At 70.1% G+C, this 14,550-nt stretch carries 16 protein-coding genes; 7 read left to right on the top strand and 9 right to left on the bottom strand.

The genetic code is table 11. The annotated features are described in order from the left end of the window. Positions 1–8 precede the first annotated feature (8 nt). Positions 9–533, bottom strand: coding sequence for an acyl-CoA thioesterase (locus ACFO0C_RS38020; RefSeq protein ID WP_378071634.1), 525 nt, complete (start codon positions 531–533; stop codon positions 9–11). Between the two features lie 45 nt (positions 534–578). Here ACFO0C_RS38020 and ACFO0C_RS38025 point away from each other — a divergent pair, with 45 nt between their 5' ends. After that, the gene (locus ACFO0C_RS38025) at positions 579–1,805 is read left to right on the top strand and encodes a hypothetical protein (RefSeq protein ID WP_378071635.1); all 1,227 of its coding nucleotides are present in this window, start codon (positions 579–581) and stop codon (positions 1,803–1,805) included. A gap of 163 nt (positions 1,806–1,968) precedes the next feature. Here ACFO0C_RS38025 and ACFO0C_RS38030 read toward each other — a convergent pair whose 3' ends face one another. Then, on the bottom strand, positions 1,969–3,369 hold the full coding sequence (locus tag ACFO0C_RS38030; protein ID WP_378071636.1) for an MFS transporter: 1,401 nt from the start codon (positions 3,367–3,369) through the stop codon (positions 1,969–1,971). Continuing rightward, positions 3,366–4,562, bottom strand: coding sequence for a M20 metallopeptidase family protein (locus ACFO0C_RS38035; RefSeq protein ID WP_378071637.1), 1,197 nt, complete (start codon positions 4,560–4,562; stop codon positions 3,366–3,368). The genes ACFO0C_RS38030 and ACFO0C_RS38035 overlap by 4 nt, the downstream gene beginning before the upstream one ends. A gap of 55 nt (positions 4,563–4,617) precedes the next feature. On the opposite strand from ACFO0C_RS38035, the gene ACFO0C_RS38040 reads away from it, so the two are divergent. After that, positions 4,618–5,703 carry an Lrp/AsnC family transcriptional regulator gene (locus ACFO0C_RS38040; RefSeq protein WP_378071638.1) on the top strand — a complete coding sequence of 362 codons (1,086 nt, stop codon included), beginning with the start codon at positions 4,618–4,620 and terminating at the stop codon, positions 5,701–5,703. Positions 5,704–5,706: 3 nt separating this feature from the next. Here the strand turns inward: ACFO0C_RS38040 and ACFO0C_RS38045 are convergent, their stop codons facing one another. The 4 genes from ACFO0C_RS38045 to ACFO0C_RS38060 form a co-directional block, all read right to left on the bottom strand. Next, entirely contained in the window at positions 5,707–7,548 is a 1,842-nt protein-coding gene (locus ACFO0C_RS38045; RefSeq protein WP_378071639.1) for an RICIN domain-containing protein, read from the bottom strand. 61 nt (positions 7,549–7,609) lie between these two features. After that, complete coding sequence (locus tag ACFO0C_RS38050) at positions 7,610–8,677, bottom strand: LacI family DNA-binding transcriptional regulator (RefSeq protein ID WP_378071640.1); 1,068 nt, start codon at positions 8,675–8,677, stop codon at positions 7,610–7,612. Next, complete coding sequence (locus tag ACFO0C_RS38055) at positions 8,674–8,922, bottom strand: hypothetical protein (RefSeq protein ID WP_378071641.1); 249 nt, start codon at positions 8,920–8,922, stop codon at positions 8,674–8,676. Before ACFO0C_RS38055 ends, ACFO0C_RS38050 begins: the two co-directional genes overlap by 4 nt. Positions 8,923–8,992: 70 nt before the next feature. Beyond that, positions 8,993–9,217, bottom strand: coding sequence for a hypothetical protein (locus ACFO0C_RS38060; RefSeq protein ID WP_378071642.1), 225 nt, complete (start codon positions 9,215–9,217; stop codon positions 8,993–8,995). A gap of 251 nt (positions 9,218–9,468) precedes the next feature. Between ACFO0C_RS38060 and ACFO0C_RS38065 the strand changes: the two genes are divergently transcribed. Both ACFO0C_RS38065 and ACFO0C_RS38070 read left to right on the top strand, forming a co-directional pair. Continuing rightward, positions 9,469–9,696, top strand: coding sequence for a hypothetical protein (locus tag ACFO0C_RS38065; protein WP_378071643.1), 228 nt, complete (start codon positions 9,469–9,471; stop codon positions 9,694–9,696). 592 nt (positions 9,697–10,288) lie between these two features. Further along, positions 10,289–10,570 (top strand): hypothetical protein, encoded by a 282-nt coding sequence (locus ACFO0C_RS38070; protein ID WP_378071644.1) that lies wholly within the window; start codon positions 10,289–10,291, stop codon positions 10,568–10,570. Between the two features lie 41 nt (positions 10,571–10,611). Here the strand turns inward: ACFO0C_RS38070 and ACFO0C_RS38075 are convergent, their stop codons facing one another. After that, positions 10,612–11,154 carry a DivIVA domain-containing protein gene (locus ACFO0C_RS38075; RefSeq protein WP_378071645.1) on the bottom strand — a complete coding sequence of 181 codons (543 nt, stop codon included), beginning with the start codon at positions 11,152–11,154 and terminating at the stop codon, positions 10,612–10,614. Positions 11,155–11,578: 424 nt separating this feature from the next. On the opposite strand from ACFO0C_RS38075, the gene ACFO0C_RS38080 reads away from it, so the two are divergent. From ACFO0C_RS38080 to ACFO0C_RS38090, 3 genes are all read left to right on the top strand, one after another. Next, a complete protein-coding gene (locus ACFO0C_RS38080; protein ID WP_378071646.1) occupies positions 11,579–12,043 on the top strand; it encodes a sigma-70 domain-containing protein in 465 nt (154 codons plus the stop codon). 277 nt (positions 12,044–12,320) lie between these two features. Further along, entirely contained in the window at positions 12,321–12,638 is a 318-nt protein-coding gene (locus ACFO0C_RS38085; RefSeq protein WP_378071647.1) for a hypothetical protein, read from the top strand. Positions 12,639–12,728: 90 nt separating this feature from the next. After that, positions 12,729–13,118, top strand: coding sequence for a ribosomal maturation YjgA family protein (locus tag ACFO0C_RS38090; RefSeq protein ID WP_378071648.1), 390 nt, complete (start codon positions 12,729–12,731; stop codon positions 13,116–13,118). 76 nt (positions 13,119–13,194) lie between these two features. On the opposite strand, the gene ACFO0C_RS38095 is transcribed toward ACFO0C_RS38090, so the two are convergent. After that, positions 13,195–14,526: a hypothetical protein gene (locus tag ACFO0C_RS38095; RefSeq protein WP_378071649.1), complete on the bottom strand. Its 1,332-nt coding sequence runs from the start codon at positions 14,524–14,526 to the stop codon at positions 13,195–13,197. Positions 14,527–14,550: the final 24 nt, after the last annotated feature.

Raw genomic sequence — 14,550 nt, forward strand, 5'->3', positions numbered from 1 at the left:
ACGGTGGGTCAGCCGGCCGCCGTGTGATGTTCCGCTCGGGCTTTCTGGATCGCCGCGCGCCGTGCCAGCCGGTGGTCACGGCGGATCATCGCCTCGGTGAACCGGCGTTTGTCCTCGTCCTCGGCGGGCAGCACGGGCGGCACCCGGCGCGGGTTGCCGGCCGCGTCGACGGCCACGAAGACCAGGTAGGCGGTGGCCACCGGGAGCGGCTCGGGGCTCACCTCGTCCCAGCGCTCGGAGGCCAGTTTCACACCGACCTCCATCGACGTGCTACCGGTCCAGTTGATCTGTGCATACGCGTGCACCAGGTCGCCGACCCGGACCGGCTCGAGGAAGACGATCTCGTCGATCGCCGCGGTGACGGCGGTGCCCCCGCTGTGCCGGGCCGCTGCGGCACCGGCGACGTCATCGACGAATTTCATCAGCACGCCACCGTGCACGGTCCCGTACAGGTTCACGTCGACCGCGGTCATGATCCGGCTCAGGGTGACGCGGGACAGGGCGGTCGGGCGGCCGGGATGCTGTTCTTCCATAGCCGGTACGGTAGTTCTTGCAGTTGCCGGGTACCGTGCCGGATCATGCGTCACCTCAGGTCGATCTTTTACGCACTGGTGCTGGCTCCCTGCATCTGGGTGCTGCTCGCCGTAGGTTTCACCGACGACCTGAGCAGTCGCGGACGGGACTTCTTCACCGCCGAGTCGGTCAGCGGGCTCCTGCTGCTGATCTTCGCCGGCATCCTCTTCTCGATCCTCGCCGCCGGGCCGGTGTCGCCGGCCGGGCCGGTCCTGGCCGGGGCCGTCTATCTCGGCGTGACGATCTGGGCGTTCAACGCACCCGGGGCCTACGCGTCGCTGTGGGCGCCGGAGGTGGCCAAGGAGGGCTTCGACCTGAGCCGGCCCGGGTACGGGCTGGCCGCGGTGCTGGCCGTCCCACTGCTCGGCACGGCGTTGAGTGCCCGGCGCTGGGCCCGTTACGAACCGCCGGTGCTGCCGATCATCGGCGAGATCGGCCGGTTCCGGGGTGCGGCCAAGGTGGCCGGTACGCCGGTCGCCGCCGAGCAGACCACTGTCATCCGTACCGGAGTGCCGGCCGACCCGACCGTGGCGATCAACCGGCCGGGGGCCGCGGACCGGACGGTCGCGATCAACAGTGGCCGGCCCGCCGACCGCACCGAGATCGTGGCCAACAACGACCGCACCGTCTTCGTGACCCAGCCCCAGTCCCCCGCGGCCCCGCAGCCCGCGACTCCGCGCCCAGTCACCCCGCAGCCCGCCGCGCCGCAGGCTGTGCGCCCAGTCACCCCGCAGCCCGCCGCGCCCCAGGCTGTACCGGCGGCCCGGGTGCCCGAGTCGGAGCCGACCACGGTTCTCCCGATCGGTTCGAGCGAGCCGACGGTGGTCCGGGGTTCGGGCCTCGCCGCCGGCGACGAGCCGACCGTCGTCAGCGGCCTGGGCCTGGCCCAGGCGAAGCCGGTACCGGCCGCCGCGGCACGGGCTTCCGCCACGCCGGGCAAGCCCACGACAGTCTCCGCTGCTGCGTCCGCCCCTGTCGCCGCGTCCCCGGCCAAGCCCACGACAGTCACCGCGTCGACCGCCGGCACGTCAAGTGCCGCGAAGCCGGCCGAGGAGCCCACCGCGCTGGTCACCGCTCCGGCTGAGGAAGCGACCACCCTTATCGCGGCGCCGACGGAGGAGAAGACCGTCCTGGTCACGCCGCCGAGCGACGAGACCGAGCCGCTGAAGCTCCCGACCGAGCCGACCGCGGTCATTCCGGCGCAGCGCCGCCCACCGCACATCGAGTCCTGAGATTCCACGAACGCCGGGAGGGCGGGTGCCATGTGGCACCCGCCCTCCCGGCGTTCCGGCAGGCGAAGGTTCCGGTTGGTAGAAGGTCCCAGCCGGTCAAGGTTCCGGTTGGTAGAAGGTCTCGCGGGTAGAGGGTGACAGCGAGGCAGGCGGCCAGAGCGGGTCAGACGGCCTCGGAACGCCGCGCGAAACGGGCCGCCAGAGCCGCCGCGACGCAGAGCCCGCCGCAGGTGAGCCACACCGTGACATACGCGCTCTCGGCCGGCGTCTCCCCACCGGCCTGCACCAGCGCCGCCAGGATCGCCGCCACGACCGCCCCGGCCACCGCGCCACCGAGCGTCTTCACGTTGTTGTAGAGCGCCGTGGTGATCCCCGTCCGGGACGGTTCGGCGGTCTCCGCGATGACCGTCGGCATGGCGCCGAGCGCCACTCCCGCGGCCAGTCCGACCGGCACCTTGAACAGCAGCAACTGCCAGACCTCGTCGTGGAGCAGCGCCATCGCCAGGAACGTCGCCGCGATCGTCAGGAACGCCGTGACCAGCGTCGGCCGGTAGCCGAACCGTCCGGCGATCACCGCGGTGAGGCTGGATCCGACGACCGCCCCGATCGCCGCCGGCAGCGCGACCAGGGAGATCTGCAGGGCGGTGAAGCCGAAGCCGTACCCGGTGGCGTCGCGGTCTGCGGCGAGGAACGTCGCGTCCGGCGCCTGGCTCCCGAAATAGACGATGCCGAAGACGAAGGAGCAGAAGAAGAACGGCGCGACGGTACGGTCGGCAAGCGCCCGAAGGTCGACGAGAGGTTCCTCGGTGCGCAGTTCCAGGACGATCCACCCGGCGAGCCCGAGGACTCCGGCGGCGAGCACACCCGCGCCGACCGCGACCGACGTGCTGATCAGGGACACCCCGGAGAGCAGCGCGACCATCGAGACGCTGAGCAGCAGCACCCCGGGCACGTCGAGTCGCCCGGTGGCCAGTGTCTCGCTCTCCGGTACGGCCACGAACGACACCGGCACGCAGAGCACCGCGAGCACCGCCGGCACGAGCAGGGTGAGCCGTGCGTTCCCGATGATCTCGTGCAGCCCGGCGGTGAGCACCGCACCGAGCAGGGTGCCGAGGGCGAGCGCCCCGACCAGCCGGGCGATCGCGCGGCGGGCCAGTTCGGTGGGGAGCCGGTCGCGGACGAGCGCGATCTCCAGGGGCAGCAGGGCCGCCAGCGGGCCGAGGAGGGCCCGTCCGGCGAGCAGGATGGTCAGGTTGGGGGCGATGACGACGAGCAGGCTGCCGACGGCGACGCAGGCGAGCGCGATCCGCAGCATGCGCCGGTGCCCGTAGAGGTCGCCGAGCCGGCCGAACGCGGGGACCGACACCGCGGCGGCCAGCAGCTGTACCGAGATGACCCAGTTGAGGTCGGCGTCCGAGATGTTCATCTCGGCGCCCAGGTCGGGCAGGAGCGGCGCGACGCCGCCCTGGATGAACCCGCTGGTGATCTCGAAGAGGACGAGCAGCCCGACGACCGCGGAGACCCGGCTCCGGTCGAGGACCGGCCGTTCGGCGGCGGCGGTCATGCGGCTTCCGCCAGCCGGGTCGCGGCGAGGGAGGCGAGCAGGACCGCGGCCTCGCCGACGGCGCGGTCGTCGAAGACGGCTTGCGGGGCGTGGTTCATCGGGGCGGTGGCCGGGTCGGTGCCGGGCGGGACGGCGCCGAGCATCAGGTACGCCCCGGGCACCTCGTCGAGCACGAAGGAGAAGTCCTCGGAACCGGCCATCGGGCGGGGCGCGACGAACACCCGCTGCTCGCCGAACGACCTGCGGGCCACGCGCAGTGCGAAGTCGGTCTCCACCGAGTCGTTCGCGGTGACCGGGTAGTTCTCCTGGTAGTCGATGTCGACGCCGACGCCGTGTGCGTCGGCGATGCCGCGCAGGACCCGTTCGATCCCGGCCCGGATGGCCCGGTGGGTGGCGAGGGAGAAGCTGCGGACGGTCACCTGGAGGGTGCCGGTCTCGGGGATGACGTTGGCGGCCGAGCCGGCGTGGATCGAGCCGACGGTGACGACGGCCGGGTCGAAGGCGTCGATGGTGCGGGTGACGACGGTCTGCAGGGCGGTCACCATCTCGCAGAGGGCCGGGACCGGGTCGACGGCCAGGTGCGGCGAGGAGCCGTGGCCGCCGTGCCCGATGACGGTCACGGTGACGGTGTCCGAGGCGGCGAGCACCGTGCCGGGCCGAGTGGCGACCAGGCCGAGCGGCAGGGCGGTGGCGGCGACGTGTACGGCGTACGCCGCGACGACCCGGCTGCCCGCCGCGTCGAGCACCCCTTCGTCGAGCATCAGCCGGGCGCCGCCCTGCCCCTCCTCACCGGGCTGGAACATGAAGACCACGTCCCCGGCCAGTTCGGCACGCCGCCCGGCCAGCAGGTGCGCGGCCCCGACCAGGCCGGCGGTGTGGATGTCGTGCCCGCAGGCGTGCATCTGCCCGGCGATCGCGGAGGCGTACGCCACCCCGCTCTCCTCCTGCACCGGAAGCGCGTCCATGTCCCCGCGCAGCAGCACCGCCGGTCCGGGCCGTCCGCCGCGCAGGACCGCGGTGACCGAGGTGAGCGACTTCCCGATGCCGATCTCCAGCGGCAGCCCGTCCAGCGCGGCGAGCACCTTCGCCTGGGTCCGGGGCAGGTCCAGGCCGAGCTCGGGTTCGCGGTGCAACGCGTGGCGCAGACTGATCAGTCGTTCGGCCAGCGGAAGGGCGTCAAGCGAGGAGAACATGGCGGTATGGTCGCCAGAATGATCTCTCTTGCGCCGGGATTGCAGAGATCCACCGATGACCGCCGCTGACACGCTGGAATCGGTCACGCTGGACGAGCTCGACTACCAGTTGGTGACCGCGTTGCAGCTCGCGCCGAGGGCCGACTGGCAGCGGATCGGCGCCGCCCTCGGTGTGGACGGGTCGACGGCGGCCCGCCGCTGGAGCCGGCTGCACCGGTCCGGGCACGCGTGGATCAGCTGTCTGCCGGCGCAACTGGCCATCCCGTCGGTGGTGATGGCGGTGATCGAGGTCGACTGTGTGGCCGGCCGGCTGCCGGAGGTCGCCGCCGATCTCGCCGACGACGTCAACATCGTGACTCTGGAGCACGTGACGGGTGCGCGGGACCTGCTGATCCAGGCCGCGTTCACCGATCACGTCCAGCTCGGCCGCTATCTCAGTCTGCGGCTCGGCATGCTGCCCGGGGTGGCGTCGTCGCGGACCCAGATCGCGGTGATCGTGCACACCGAGGGCAGCCGGTGGCGTCTGGAGCGGCTCAGTGACCGGGCCCGGCAGGCGCTGACCGGCGGGCGGACGCCGCCGTCGTGGTCCGGGCGGGTGTTCACCGACGAGGACATCCGGCTGTATCAGGCGCTCAGTGACGATCCGCGGCAGCCGGCGGTCCTGCTCGCCGAGAAGACCGGGCTGAGCCCGACGACGGTACGGCGACGACTGGACCGGCTGGACGCGGAGCGCGGTATCTCGTACCGCTGCGAGGTTGCCCGGTATGTCTCCGGCTATCCGATCTCGGTGTCGTTGTGGTGCACGCTGCCGCCCGCGGAGACGCAGCGGGCGGTCAGCAAGTTGAGCGGGATGCGCGAGACCCGGTTCTGCGCCACGCTCTCCGGGGCGGCGAACCTGCTGGTCGTGGTCTGGTTGCGGTCGGTGCAGGACATCGCGGGGTTCGAGGCCCGGCTGGCCGTGCAGGTGCCGGAGCTGACCATCACCGACCGGGCGGTGGCGCTGTGGGTGCTGAAACTGGGCGGCCATCTGTTGGATCCGCTCGGGCGCAACCTCAGGTCCGTACCCCTGGGATTCTGGTCGGACCCCGCGTCCGACGCTGCCGAAGGCGAACTGCTCGCCCGCCTCCGGCAGCCTCGTTGATCTCTAGTTGAGGGTCCACTTCTGGTTGGCACCGGTGGTGCAGGTCCAGATCTGCAGGCGGGCGCCGTCGGCGGAACTGTTGCCGGTCACGTCGAGGCACTTGCCGGAGTACGTGTTGACCAGGCGCTGCGAGCTGTCGAGCGTCCATTTCTGGGAGGTGCCGGTGTGGCAGTCCCACAGGTGCGCGACGGTGCCGTCGGCGTTGCCCGGGCCGCTGATGTCGAGGCACTTGCCGAGCGACCGCAGCGTTCCGTCACCGGGGCGGCTCCATTGCTGGGCGGCGGTGCCGTTGCAGCCGTACAGCTGGATCGCCGTTCCGTTGGCGCTGTTGGCGCCGGCCACGTCGACGCATTTGCCGCCGAGGCCGGTGATGGTCCCGCCAGGCGCCGGGCTTCCGGTTCCGGACCAGGTGAAGGTCGCGGTGGTACGGGCGGGCAGCGTGTAGACGAAGGATTGGCCGCCCCAGTTGACCCGGACCGACTGGCCGCTCGTGCCGCCGTTGTGCGCGATGAGGGCCTTGGAGCCGTCCGGGTTGCGCCAGGCGACGTTCTGCACGGTGGTGTTGTTGGAGGCGATCCGCACCGCGCCCGGCTTGACGAACCTGGTGAGGTGCCCGGTCGTGTAGTACTCGATGGTGTAGTCGACCTGGCCGGCCCGGGAGCCGCCCTCCTGCACGGTGATCAGGCCGGTGCAGGTGCCGCAGCCGCCGTTGTGCGGGCCCATGCTCTGGTTGAGAGCGAGGCTCCACTTGACGATGCTGCTGCTCCAGTTCCGGGTGTAGTTGACGATGTCGGCCATGTCCTCGTTGTGCTGGTTCGAGATCCAGGTGCCGCCGGAGTGCTCGGTGCTGAACTGCTTCACCGCCGGGAAGGCGTCGTGGACCTGCGAGCCGACGACCGGGTCACCGAAGTAGCCGTGCCAGGCGATGCCGCCGAACAGCGGGTCGTTGCGCACCCCGGCGTCGGCGAGGATGGCCGCGCCGAAGTTGGCGTAGTCGCCGTAGTTCCAGTCGTGGATCAGCACCTTGGTGTTGATGCCTGCCGCACGGAACGCCGGGTAGACGAAGTTCTTGGTGAACTCGACGAGACCGGACGGGTTCCAGCTCATGCCGGGGTAGTTCATCGCGGTCGGGTTCGAGGCCTGGCAGCAGTTCGGCTCGTTCTGCACCGAGATGTAGTTGATCGGCACGCCCGCGGCCTGGTAGCTCTGGATGTACTTGACCAGGTACTGGGCGTACGTGGGGTAGTGCTCCCACTTGAGCCAGCCCATCTGGTCCATCCGGCCGTTGTCCTTCATCCAGCCGGGCGCGCTCCACGGCACGCCTTTGACCCGCAGAGCCGGGTTCAGCTGCTTCGCCTGCTGGGTGAGCAGGCGGACGTTGGTGTCGTACCCGTTGGCGCCGAAGTCGTTGAGGTCGCAGCAGGTGTCGTCGAGCGAGACGTTGCCGGGCCGGGACAGGTCGGAGGCGCCGATCGGATTACGGACGAACGACAGGCCGATGCCGTCGGTCGGGCTGAACAGCTTCGACATCACCTGGTCGCGGGTCGCGGCGCTGACCGGCCCACCGCGCAACAGGTAGGCGGTGGTGTCGGTGATCGACGCGCCGCCACCCTCGAAGACCTGGTAGGTGGTGCCCTCGTCGACGGTGATGGTCTGGTTGGCGCTGCCGCCGGCGGGGCCGAAGGCGATGGACGCCTGCTGCTGCAGGCCGCGGGTCACGGTGCGGCCGCCGCTGTCCGAGGTGGTGGTGAGGTAGACGTTGACGGTCTCTCCGGCGGCGTAGGCCGGTGCGCTCAGCGAGGCGGCGCCTATCACGGCCGCCGCGAGCAACGCGGTCTTTCTCATGAGGACTCCTGCTACACGGGGGACAGGTAACAGGAAGGAAACCTTTGCCAATTTGTACGGGTCAATGCATCCGAGTTCCGGAATGACGTGTGCCGGTTCCGGAACCATGAAACACGTCAGGAACGGGCCCGGTGGACTCGCGGACCACGAGTTCGGTCGCCAGCTCCACGTGCAGGGCGTCGACCCGGTGACCACCGAGCATCCGCAGCAGCAGGTGCACGGCCATCCGCCCCATCTCCTCCAGCGGCTGCCGGACCGTGGTGAGCCTCGGCCGGCACGCCTGGCCCAGCTCGATGTCGTCGAACCCGGCCACCGACAGGTCCTCCGGCACCCGCAGCCCCCGCTCGGCCGCCGCGTGCAGCGCCCCGATCGCCATCTTGTCGTTGAACGCCACCAGCGCGGTCGGCCGGTCCGGCAGGTCGAGCAGCTCGGCGGCGGCCCGGTGCCCCAGCTCGACGGTCGGCTCGGCGACGAACCGGATCAGCTCCGGGGCCGGCAGCACCCCGGCGTCGGCGAGCGGCGCGAGGTAGCCGGCGAACCTGTTCTCCCCGGCCAGCCAGTCGCGCGGGCCCCCGGCGATGCCGATCCGGCGGTGACCGAGCTCGATCAGGTGGGCGGTGAGCTGCCGGGCTCCGGAGAAGTGCGCCGCCGACACCGCGGCGAGATTCCGGGGCGGCGGCGTACGGGGATCGAGAACCACGAACGGAAAGCCACGATCGCGGAGCCGGGCCAGCTCGGCACCGGGCTCCGGCGGCAGGATCAGGATCGCCCCGGCCACGTCACGCCGGCCGGTCAGGGCGGTCAGCACGTGGTCGCGCTGGGCGGCGACCCCCGCGTTCAGGATGACCTGGAGTCCGTGCGGCTCCAGGGCCTCGGTGACCGCCGACACGATCAGCCCGAAATAGTCGGTGAGCAGGTAGGGGCAGCGCAGGTAGACCCCGGTGGCCCGTTCGCCCCGCCGCCGCGGCGCTTTCTGGCCCAGCTCCCCCATCGCGGCGAGCACCCGCTCCCTGGTGTCCGGCGCGACGTTGGCCCGCCCGTTCAGCACCCGGGACACCGTCGCGATGGACAGGCCGGTCCGCGCGGCGACGTCCCGCACGGTCACCCTTGTTTCATCGCCTTGTTTCATCGACCGGACGATACGGCCTCCGGCTTACGGCTGTTACGCCAGCGGACCACCGAGCCGTAGAGGAACATCGCGGCCAGCACGCCCGGGCCGCAGTGCACCGCGAGGACGCCGGCCAGGCTCGGGCCGCCCCAGTCGTTGGCATAGGTGGACGCGTCGGTCACGTCGATGACGAACGGCTCGGCCACCGCCCGCGCGACGAAGAACAGCGCGACGATCACGCCGAGCACTCTGAGCAGGATCTTCATGTCTTCGACGTTAGGAAGGGAGATTCGCAGGCCGCATCGGGTGGATCCCCGATGCGGCCCGTAATCAAGCTCAGTTGCTGGCGTCGGCCAGGCTCGTGATCGAGACGGCGGCCTTGATGTAGGGGTTTCGGCCCAGATCGCCGATGGTCTTCACGTCGAACGCCTTGGCCAGCGCCTCGGCATCGGCCTTGCTCACGCCGGCGAGCGCGTCGACCGGCGCGTTCGGCAGCGCGTGCAGGTCGAGGTCCTCGAACTTCTTGTCGAGGAGCTTGTCGAGATTCGCGGTGACGGTCATGCGGATTTCCCCTTCGTCGCGTCGTTGCGTCGTTGCGGTGCCCGGCCATGGCCCGGCCGGGCCTCCTTCGTCACTGTCGGCCGTCACGCCGCCGGCCTGAGCCGGTTCCGCACCGGCACGTGAACGGGCACGTCAGGGCCGCGACCCACGAAAACACTCCGATGATCGGCGGAACGGTCCGTCCCAATAGCCATGCCCGGTTGCCACGGACGGCATTTCGCCACGCCGTATCCAAAAACTAAGGTGGTCGAATGCCGACCGACAGCAGTTTTCTCCAGATCATCGGTTGCATCGTCATCTCGGCCCTGGCCTCCTATGTCGGAGGACGTTTCCATCAGTGGTACAAACGGGGACTCGACCGTGACCGGTCCTTTCGGGAGGGCTACCGGCAGGGCTACCAGGAGCTTTTCCCACTGGTCTCCCCGCAGGGCCACCATGATTCCGGGATGCCCGCCGTCGAAACGGTCCGGGATCGATGACGGATGCACGGTAGGGCGGGTGATCGACCGCCCGCCCTACCGAAGTCACACACACCGAAGAACTATTCGATACCAGCCGTGGGGCACCTCCTCCCCCCGTGGCCGTCGTCCGGGCGAGCTCCCTCATCGCGATTCCTTCCGGTCGGCCCGGTGAAGCCTCTCGCGATGAAGAACCCGATTTCCCCCACGCCGGATGTCGAACGGCCGGATACCACCGGTCGCCGGATCGACAGACAACGGCCAACCGTTCAGTGGACCGGCCCGGTAGCACTCGCGAAGTGAGCAGGATTCGCGAATCGGCGCCATTTTCCATGCGGTAATCACGCGGTCACTCGCATGACGTAGTGCAGCCGGACCGACGTTGCTGGCTCATTGCTCGATCCGGTTCACCCGTCCGGCCATCCGATGACCCCCGAACTCACGACGGGCGACTGGCCGCATGTCACCTGATCCGCGTCGGTTCTCCCTCGAAATAGTTCGCACAAGGGTATTTCGGCACCTTGCACAACGGCCGCTCCGCTGGTAGCCGGGGGCTACACGCCGAAAATAGACGTTCCTGATGCAGGCCGACATTTCTGGCAAGTTATTCACCATGACCGACACCACCCTGCCGACCCGCTGGCGGGCGGCCTACAAGGCGGCCCTCGCGCTGCTGGAGAGCGACCAGCCGTACAGCGACCCCTCGGACCCGGTGGCCCGCGCCCGGGTGCAACGCGCACGGACCGACACCCGCAGGTGGATCCGCATGCAGAAGATGCTCGCGCAGACCGGCGGGCTCTCGCCGGTCCAGCGCTTCTTCGTCGCGCAGATCCCGGACAACTGGCGGGAGATCGACCTCCAGCGCCAGCGCCGGCTGCGCGTGGAACGCGAGTGACGACGCGCCGGTGACCCGGCGCGGGATCGACAGGCGGGTGCTCAGCCCGCCCCCAGGGACTCGACCGGCCCGCCGGGCACGCGCAGGTCGTCCTCGAGTGAGTCCACCGTCTGCGGATGGTCGGCCCAGAGTGCCCGCAACTGGCTCTGCAGGAACAGCGTGATCCGCTGCCGGTAGTCCTGGTCGAAAGAGGCCAGCGTCTCGATCTGCCGCTGCAGCGCCTCCCGCTTGGCCGACAGCCCACCGACGGCGTCCTCGTAACGCTGCTGCGCCTGGAGTCTCAGCTGCTCGGCGTAGACGGTGCCACCCGACACGATGTGCTCCGCCTCGGCACGTGCGTCGGACAGGAGCCGGTCGGCGTCGACGCGCTGCTCCTCGGCGTAGGCGCGGGCCTCGGCCAGGAGCCGGTCGGCCTGGATCCGCGCATCGGCGATGTGTTCGTCGGCGGTGCGCTGCGCCAAGGCCAGGATGGCGATCGCCTTGTCCGGCGGCTCCGGCGCCGGCCGCTGCGCCGTCGACCCCTGATAGATCGTCACACCGTCGGCCTCGCGGCGGTGCAGCGTCACCTCGGAATCCGTGATCACGATCGGTACCCCTCGCAGAGTCGGCGGTCAGCGATTCGCTTTAAATCGTTCGCAAACGGTCAAAGGAAGCAAATCAGCATCAACACGTTCGCGTGAACCTGGGGCGCTTCTCACTCCTTCGGCCTCCGTCGCTCGGATATCAACTACCGCCGAATCGCGGAGGGCCCGGACGAAAAGCGGGTTGGGCCGCCCCACGCGGGCGATCACATTCGTCGGCCATCGGTGCGAACCGGGCCCGGCGGCCGAAAAATGAAAGGACCTACACCGCCGGGTTAATTCGGACGGGCGGACATCCGGCAAAGGTGGGTGGGCACAACGACGCTTACCGCTGAATGCGTACGTCGGCATCGGTCTGTTGTAGTGGTGAGGCCCCATGGCGCACATGGTCGAATCCGATATCCACGAACCCTGAGGGAGCCGAGCCGTGCGGAAAGCCGACGTCACCGACGACCGATCCGGCCGGGACGACCGCTCCCGCGAGCGCTGGCGTCCCCTCGCCCAGCACCTGTCGGCGCGGTTCACGACAGCCGGCGACAGCGACGAAGAGATGGTCCAGGCCGCCGTGACCACGATCGTCGACGCCGAGCGCCGCCTGGGCACCCAGCGCCCGGACTTCTGCCTCCGGGTCGTCCCGCTGGTCATCCGGGCCCTGCGGCGGCACCGCCTGGAGCTGATACGCCGCCGGCCCTCGGCGGCCCGCCCGCTGCCGGCCCTCCAGCTGGCGATCGTCGCGGCCGAGAGCGACCTGTCCCGGCGCCTGCACCGCTCCCCCACGGTCGCCGAGGTCGCCACCCATCTGGACATGGCGCAGCACCAGGTCGTCACCGGGCTGGAAGCCGGCTGGCCGTCCGGCCCGGACACGCTGACGAGCCGGGCCGAGACCACCTGAGGACACCACGGGCAGACTGGGCCGATCGGCCATCCGAGGACGTGCCTTTTGCCGCCAACGGTGCACCCGCGACTGACGTCCGCCGTCGTCGAACGCGAGTTTCCTGTCCTGAGAGCAGAATTCTCGAAACGCTCGCGACCATCTCCGGAAACGCGCCGACGGTGAATTCATCCACCGGAATCCACTATCCGGAAAACGTGCCACCAAGGATGGAAGCCATGAAAGAAGGCTATGCGGCGGAGCCATCGAAAACGCTCCGGAAATCAGCAGGTGGATCATGACAGCGCCCGGGAACTACATCCTGTACTTCCTGCTCACGCTGGCCATCGTGATGTCCACCGGGTACGCGGTCGGCCGGATCCATCAGTGGCATCGGCACGGTGTGGAACGGGACAAGGCGTACCGCACCGGCTACGACGAGGCCTCCCGGTCGATCATCAAGATGATGGGCGATCCGAACCAGTCCGGCCGGCCGTTGAGCGCCACGGCTGCCCGTCTCGCCGCCGGCTCACCGGCCCGCGGCCGCGCGCACCATGCGAACAACCAGCGGATGCCGGTCAACCAGCGCCGGTCGTACCCGGCCTACCGGGGCTGACCGGCGCTGACCGACCGGCGCTGACCGACCGGCCCACCGGGGCTGACCGGCTCCGCCTCGGGCTTTCGGCCGCCCCCTACGATCGCGGCCATGCCGATCAGCCACGGGCGCTTCCGCCTCGCGATGCTCGGGGCCGCGCTCGGGTGCCTGGCCACCGCCCTCGCGATCCGGGCGGTGGCACCCCTCGGCAGCTGGGCGGAGCAGTCCTCCGGCACCGCCCTCTACGCCTCGATGACCTGGGCCGGGGTGCGGTTCCTCGGCCCGCGCCTGGGCCCGCTCACCGCCGGCGGCATCGCCCTGGCCTGGTGCTGGGGCGCCGAACTCTTCCAGCTCACAGGCATCCCGGCGGCGCTGTCCGCGGACAGCCTGGCGGCCCGTCTCGTGCTCGGCGCCGCCTTCGACCCGGTCGACCTGATCTGGTACCCGATCGGCATCGTCCCGCTGGTGATCGCGCACCACCGGCGCGGGGTGACCCGGTGAATCTGTGGTCGACGCACCGGCCCACGCCAAGGGTGGACGGGCCAGCCCACGCCGAGGGTGGACGGGCCAGACCGGGTCAGGGTACGTAGATCTTGGTGCTCGCCGACGCCGCGAAGTTCTGGGGGTCGCCTGGGTAGCGGGCCCTCCACCAGCCGGAACGGGACTCGGTCAGCCGGCCCTCGAACTCGTAGCCGCCCTCACCGTCCCAGTAGGACTGGTCGTCGTCGCCGACGGTCAGCCAGTCGCCCGCGCCGGTCTCCGAGAACTGGAACTCGACCGGGATGGTGCCCGGCGTGAGGTGGCCCGCGAACTCGACGCTGCCGGTCAGCAGCACCGCACCACTGCTCTCGCGTGACGCCCGGAAACGGGGGATCGACGACTTCTGCAACACGACGATCGGCACGTCCCGCTGGCTCACCGCCACGAACGGGTCCATGTAGCCGTCCTCCCGGTACGGCGGGATGTAGTAGGACCGCAGGGTGGTCGTCTCGTACGGCGTCAGGGTCAACGAATACGTCCCGTCGGCGGCGACCGGCACGACCTCGAAGGACGTGCAGATGTCCTGGGCGTTGCACGCGCTCACGTTGACCCGCCCGGTGCTGACCGGCACCCATCCGGCCGGGGTCTTCCACGACACCACCCCGGAGACGGTGATCGACTCGCCGGCCTTGACCCGCTTGGCGGTGACGGTGGAGGTCACCCGGGTCGCGCGCGGCTTGATCAGGACGTCCGGCGTGTCGTAGGAGGACGACAGGTGGTAGGGGCGCGACGAGTCGTACGGGAAATTGACGAAGATCCGCCGGCCACTCTCGGTGATCGGGACCTCCGCGCTGAACCCGCCGTCCGGACCGGTCGTCGTGTCCCGCCAGTTGATGCCGCTCATCAGCTCGATCGCCGCCGCCGGCACCCGCCGGATCTCCCTGGTGCCGGGCCGGCGCTCCTTGAGCACCCCGCTCACCGTGACGGTCCGCTTCTCATACGTCGCCGTCGCGGGCTTGACCGTCACCGAGTCGAAGAACGTCGCGACCACGTAGGACAGCGTGCCGGCATCGGTCCGGGTGGTGGTGACCCCGTTGTTGTCGGTGACGCGCACGTCGACCGGGTAGTAGCCCAGCTCCGGCAGGAGGAACGGCTCCTGTGTCGCCCAGACCGTGAACTCCTCCTGGTCACTGTCGAGGCTGAACGCGTCGGTGGAGGCGATGACCTCACCGGAGCCGTTCTTCACATCGGCGTGCACCGCGGCCACGCCGGCCTCCGACCAGATCCCGACGAGCAGGACGCCGGTCTCGCTCTCGAACTGACTCGTCGCGTATTGAATCTCCGGGCCGTCGGCGGCCTGTGCCGCCGACGGAAACATGACGACCGTCGCCGCCGTCAGCACGGCGATGACGAGCCGAGCCGCTCTCATATGGATCCTCCCCCTGTGAATGCG

The sequence above is a fragment of the Actinoplanes subglobosus genome, from assembly GCF_042650585.1.
Classification (GTDB): Bacteria; Actinomycetota; Actinomycetes; order Mycobacteriales; family Micromonosporaceae; genus Actinoplanes; species Actinoplanes subglobosus.

Coding starts and splice junctions, on each gene's coding strand:
- ACFO0C_RS38020 (WP_378071634.1), bottom strand. CDS start 533: ATGGAAGAACAGCATCCCGGCCGCCCGACCGCCCTGTCCCGCGTCACC.
- ACFO0C_RS38025 (WP_378071635.1), top strand. CDS start 579: ATGCGTCACCTCAGGTCGATCTTTTACGCACTGGTGCTGGCTCCCTGC.
- ACFO0C_RS38030 (WP_378071636.1), bottom strand. CDS start 3,369: ATGACCGCCGCCGCCGAACGGCCGGTCCTCGACCGGAGCCGGGTCTCC.
- ACFO0C_RS38035 (WP_378071637.1), bottom strand. CDS start 4,562: ATGTTCTCCTCGCTTGACGCCCTTCCGCTGGCCGAACGACTGATCAGT.
- ACFO0C_RS38040 (WP_378071638.1), top strand. CDS start 4,618: ATGACCGCCGCTGACACGCTGGAATCGGTCACGCTGGACGAGCTCGAC.
- ACFO0C_RS38045 (WP_378071639.1), bottom strand. CDS start 7,548: ATGAGAAAGACCGCGTTGCTCGCGGCGGCCGTGATAGGCGCCGCCTCG.
- ACFO0C_RS38050 (WP_378071640.1), bottom strand. CDS start 8,677: ATGAAACAAGGCGATGAAACAAGGGTGACCGTGCGGGACGTCGCCGCG.
- ACFO0C_RS38055 (WP_378071641.1), bottom strand. CDS start 8,922: ATGAAGATCCTGCTCAGAGTGCTCGGCGTGATCGTCGCGCTGTTCTTC.
- ACFO0C_RS38060 (WP_378071642.1), bottom strand. CDS start 9,217: ATGACCGTCACCGCGAATCTCGACAAGCTCCTCGACAAGAAGTTCGAG.
- ACFO0C_RS38065 (WP_378071643.1), top strand. CDS start 9,469: ATGCCGACCGACAGCAGTTTTCTCCAGATCATCGGTTGCATCGTCATC.
- ACFO0C_RS38070 (WP_378071644.1), top strand. CDS start 10,289: ATGACCGACACCACCCTGCCGACCCGCTGGCGGGCGGCCTACAAGGCG.
- ACFO0C_RS38085 (WP_378071647.1), top strand. CDS start 12,321: ATGACAGCGCCCGGGAACTACATCCTGTACTTCCTGCTCACGCTGGCC.
- ACFO0C_RS38090 (WP_378071648.1), top strand. CDS start 12,729: ATGCCGATCAGCCACGGGCGCTTCCGCCTCGCGATGCTCGGGGCCGCG.
- ACFO0C_RS38095 (WP_378071649.1), bottom strand. CDS start 14,526: ATGAGAGCGGCTCGGCTCGTCATCGCCGTGCTGACGGCGGCGACGGTC.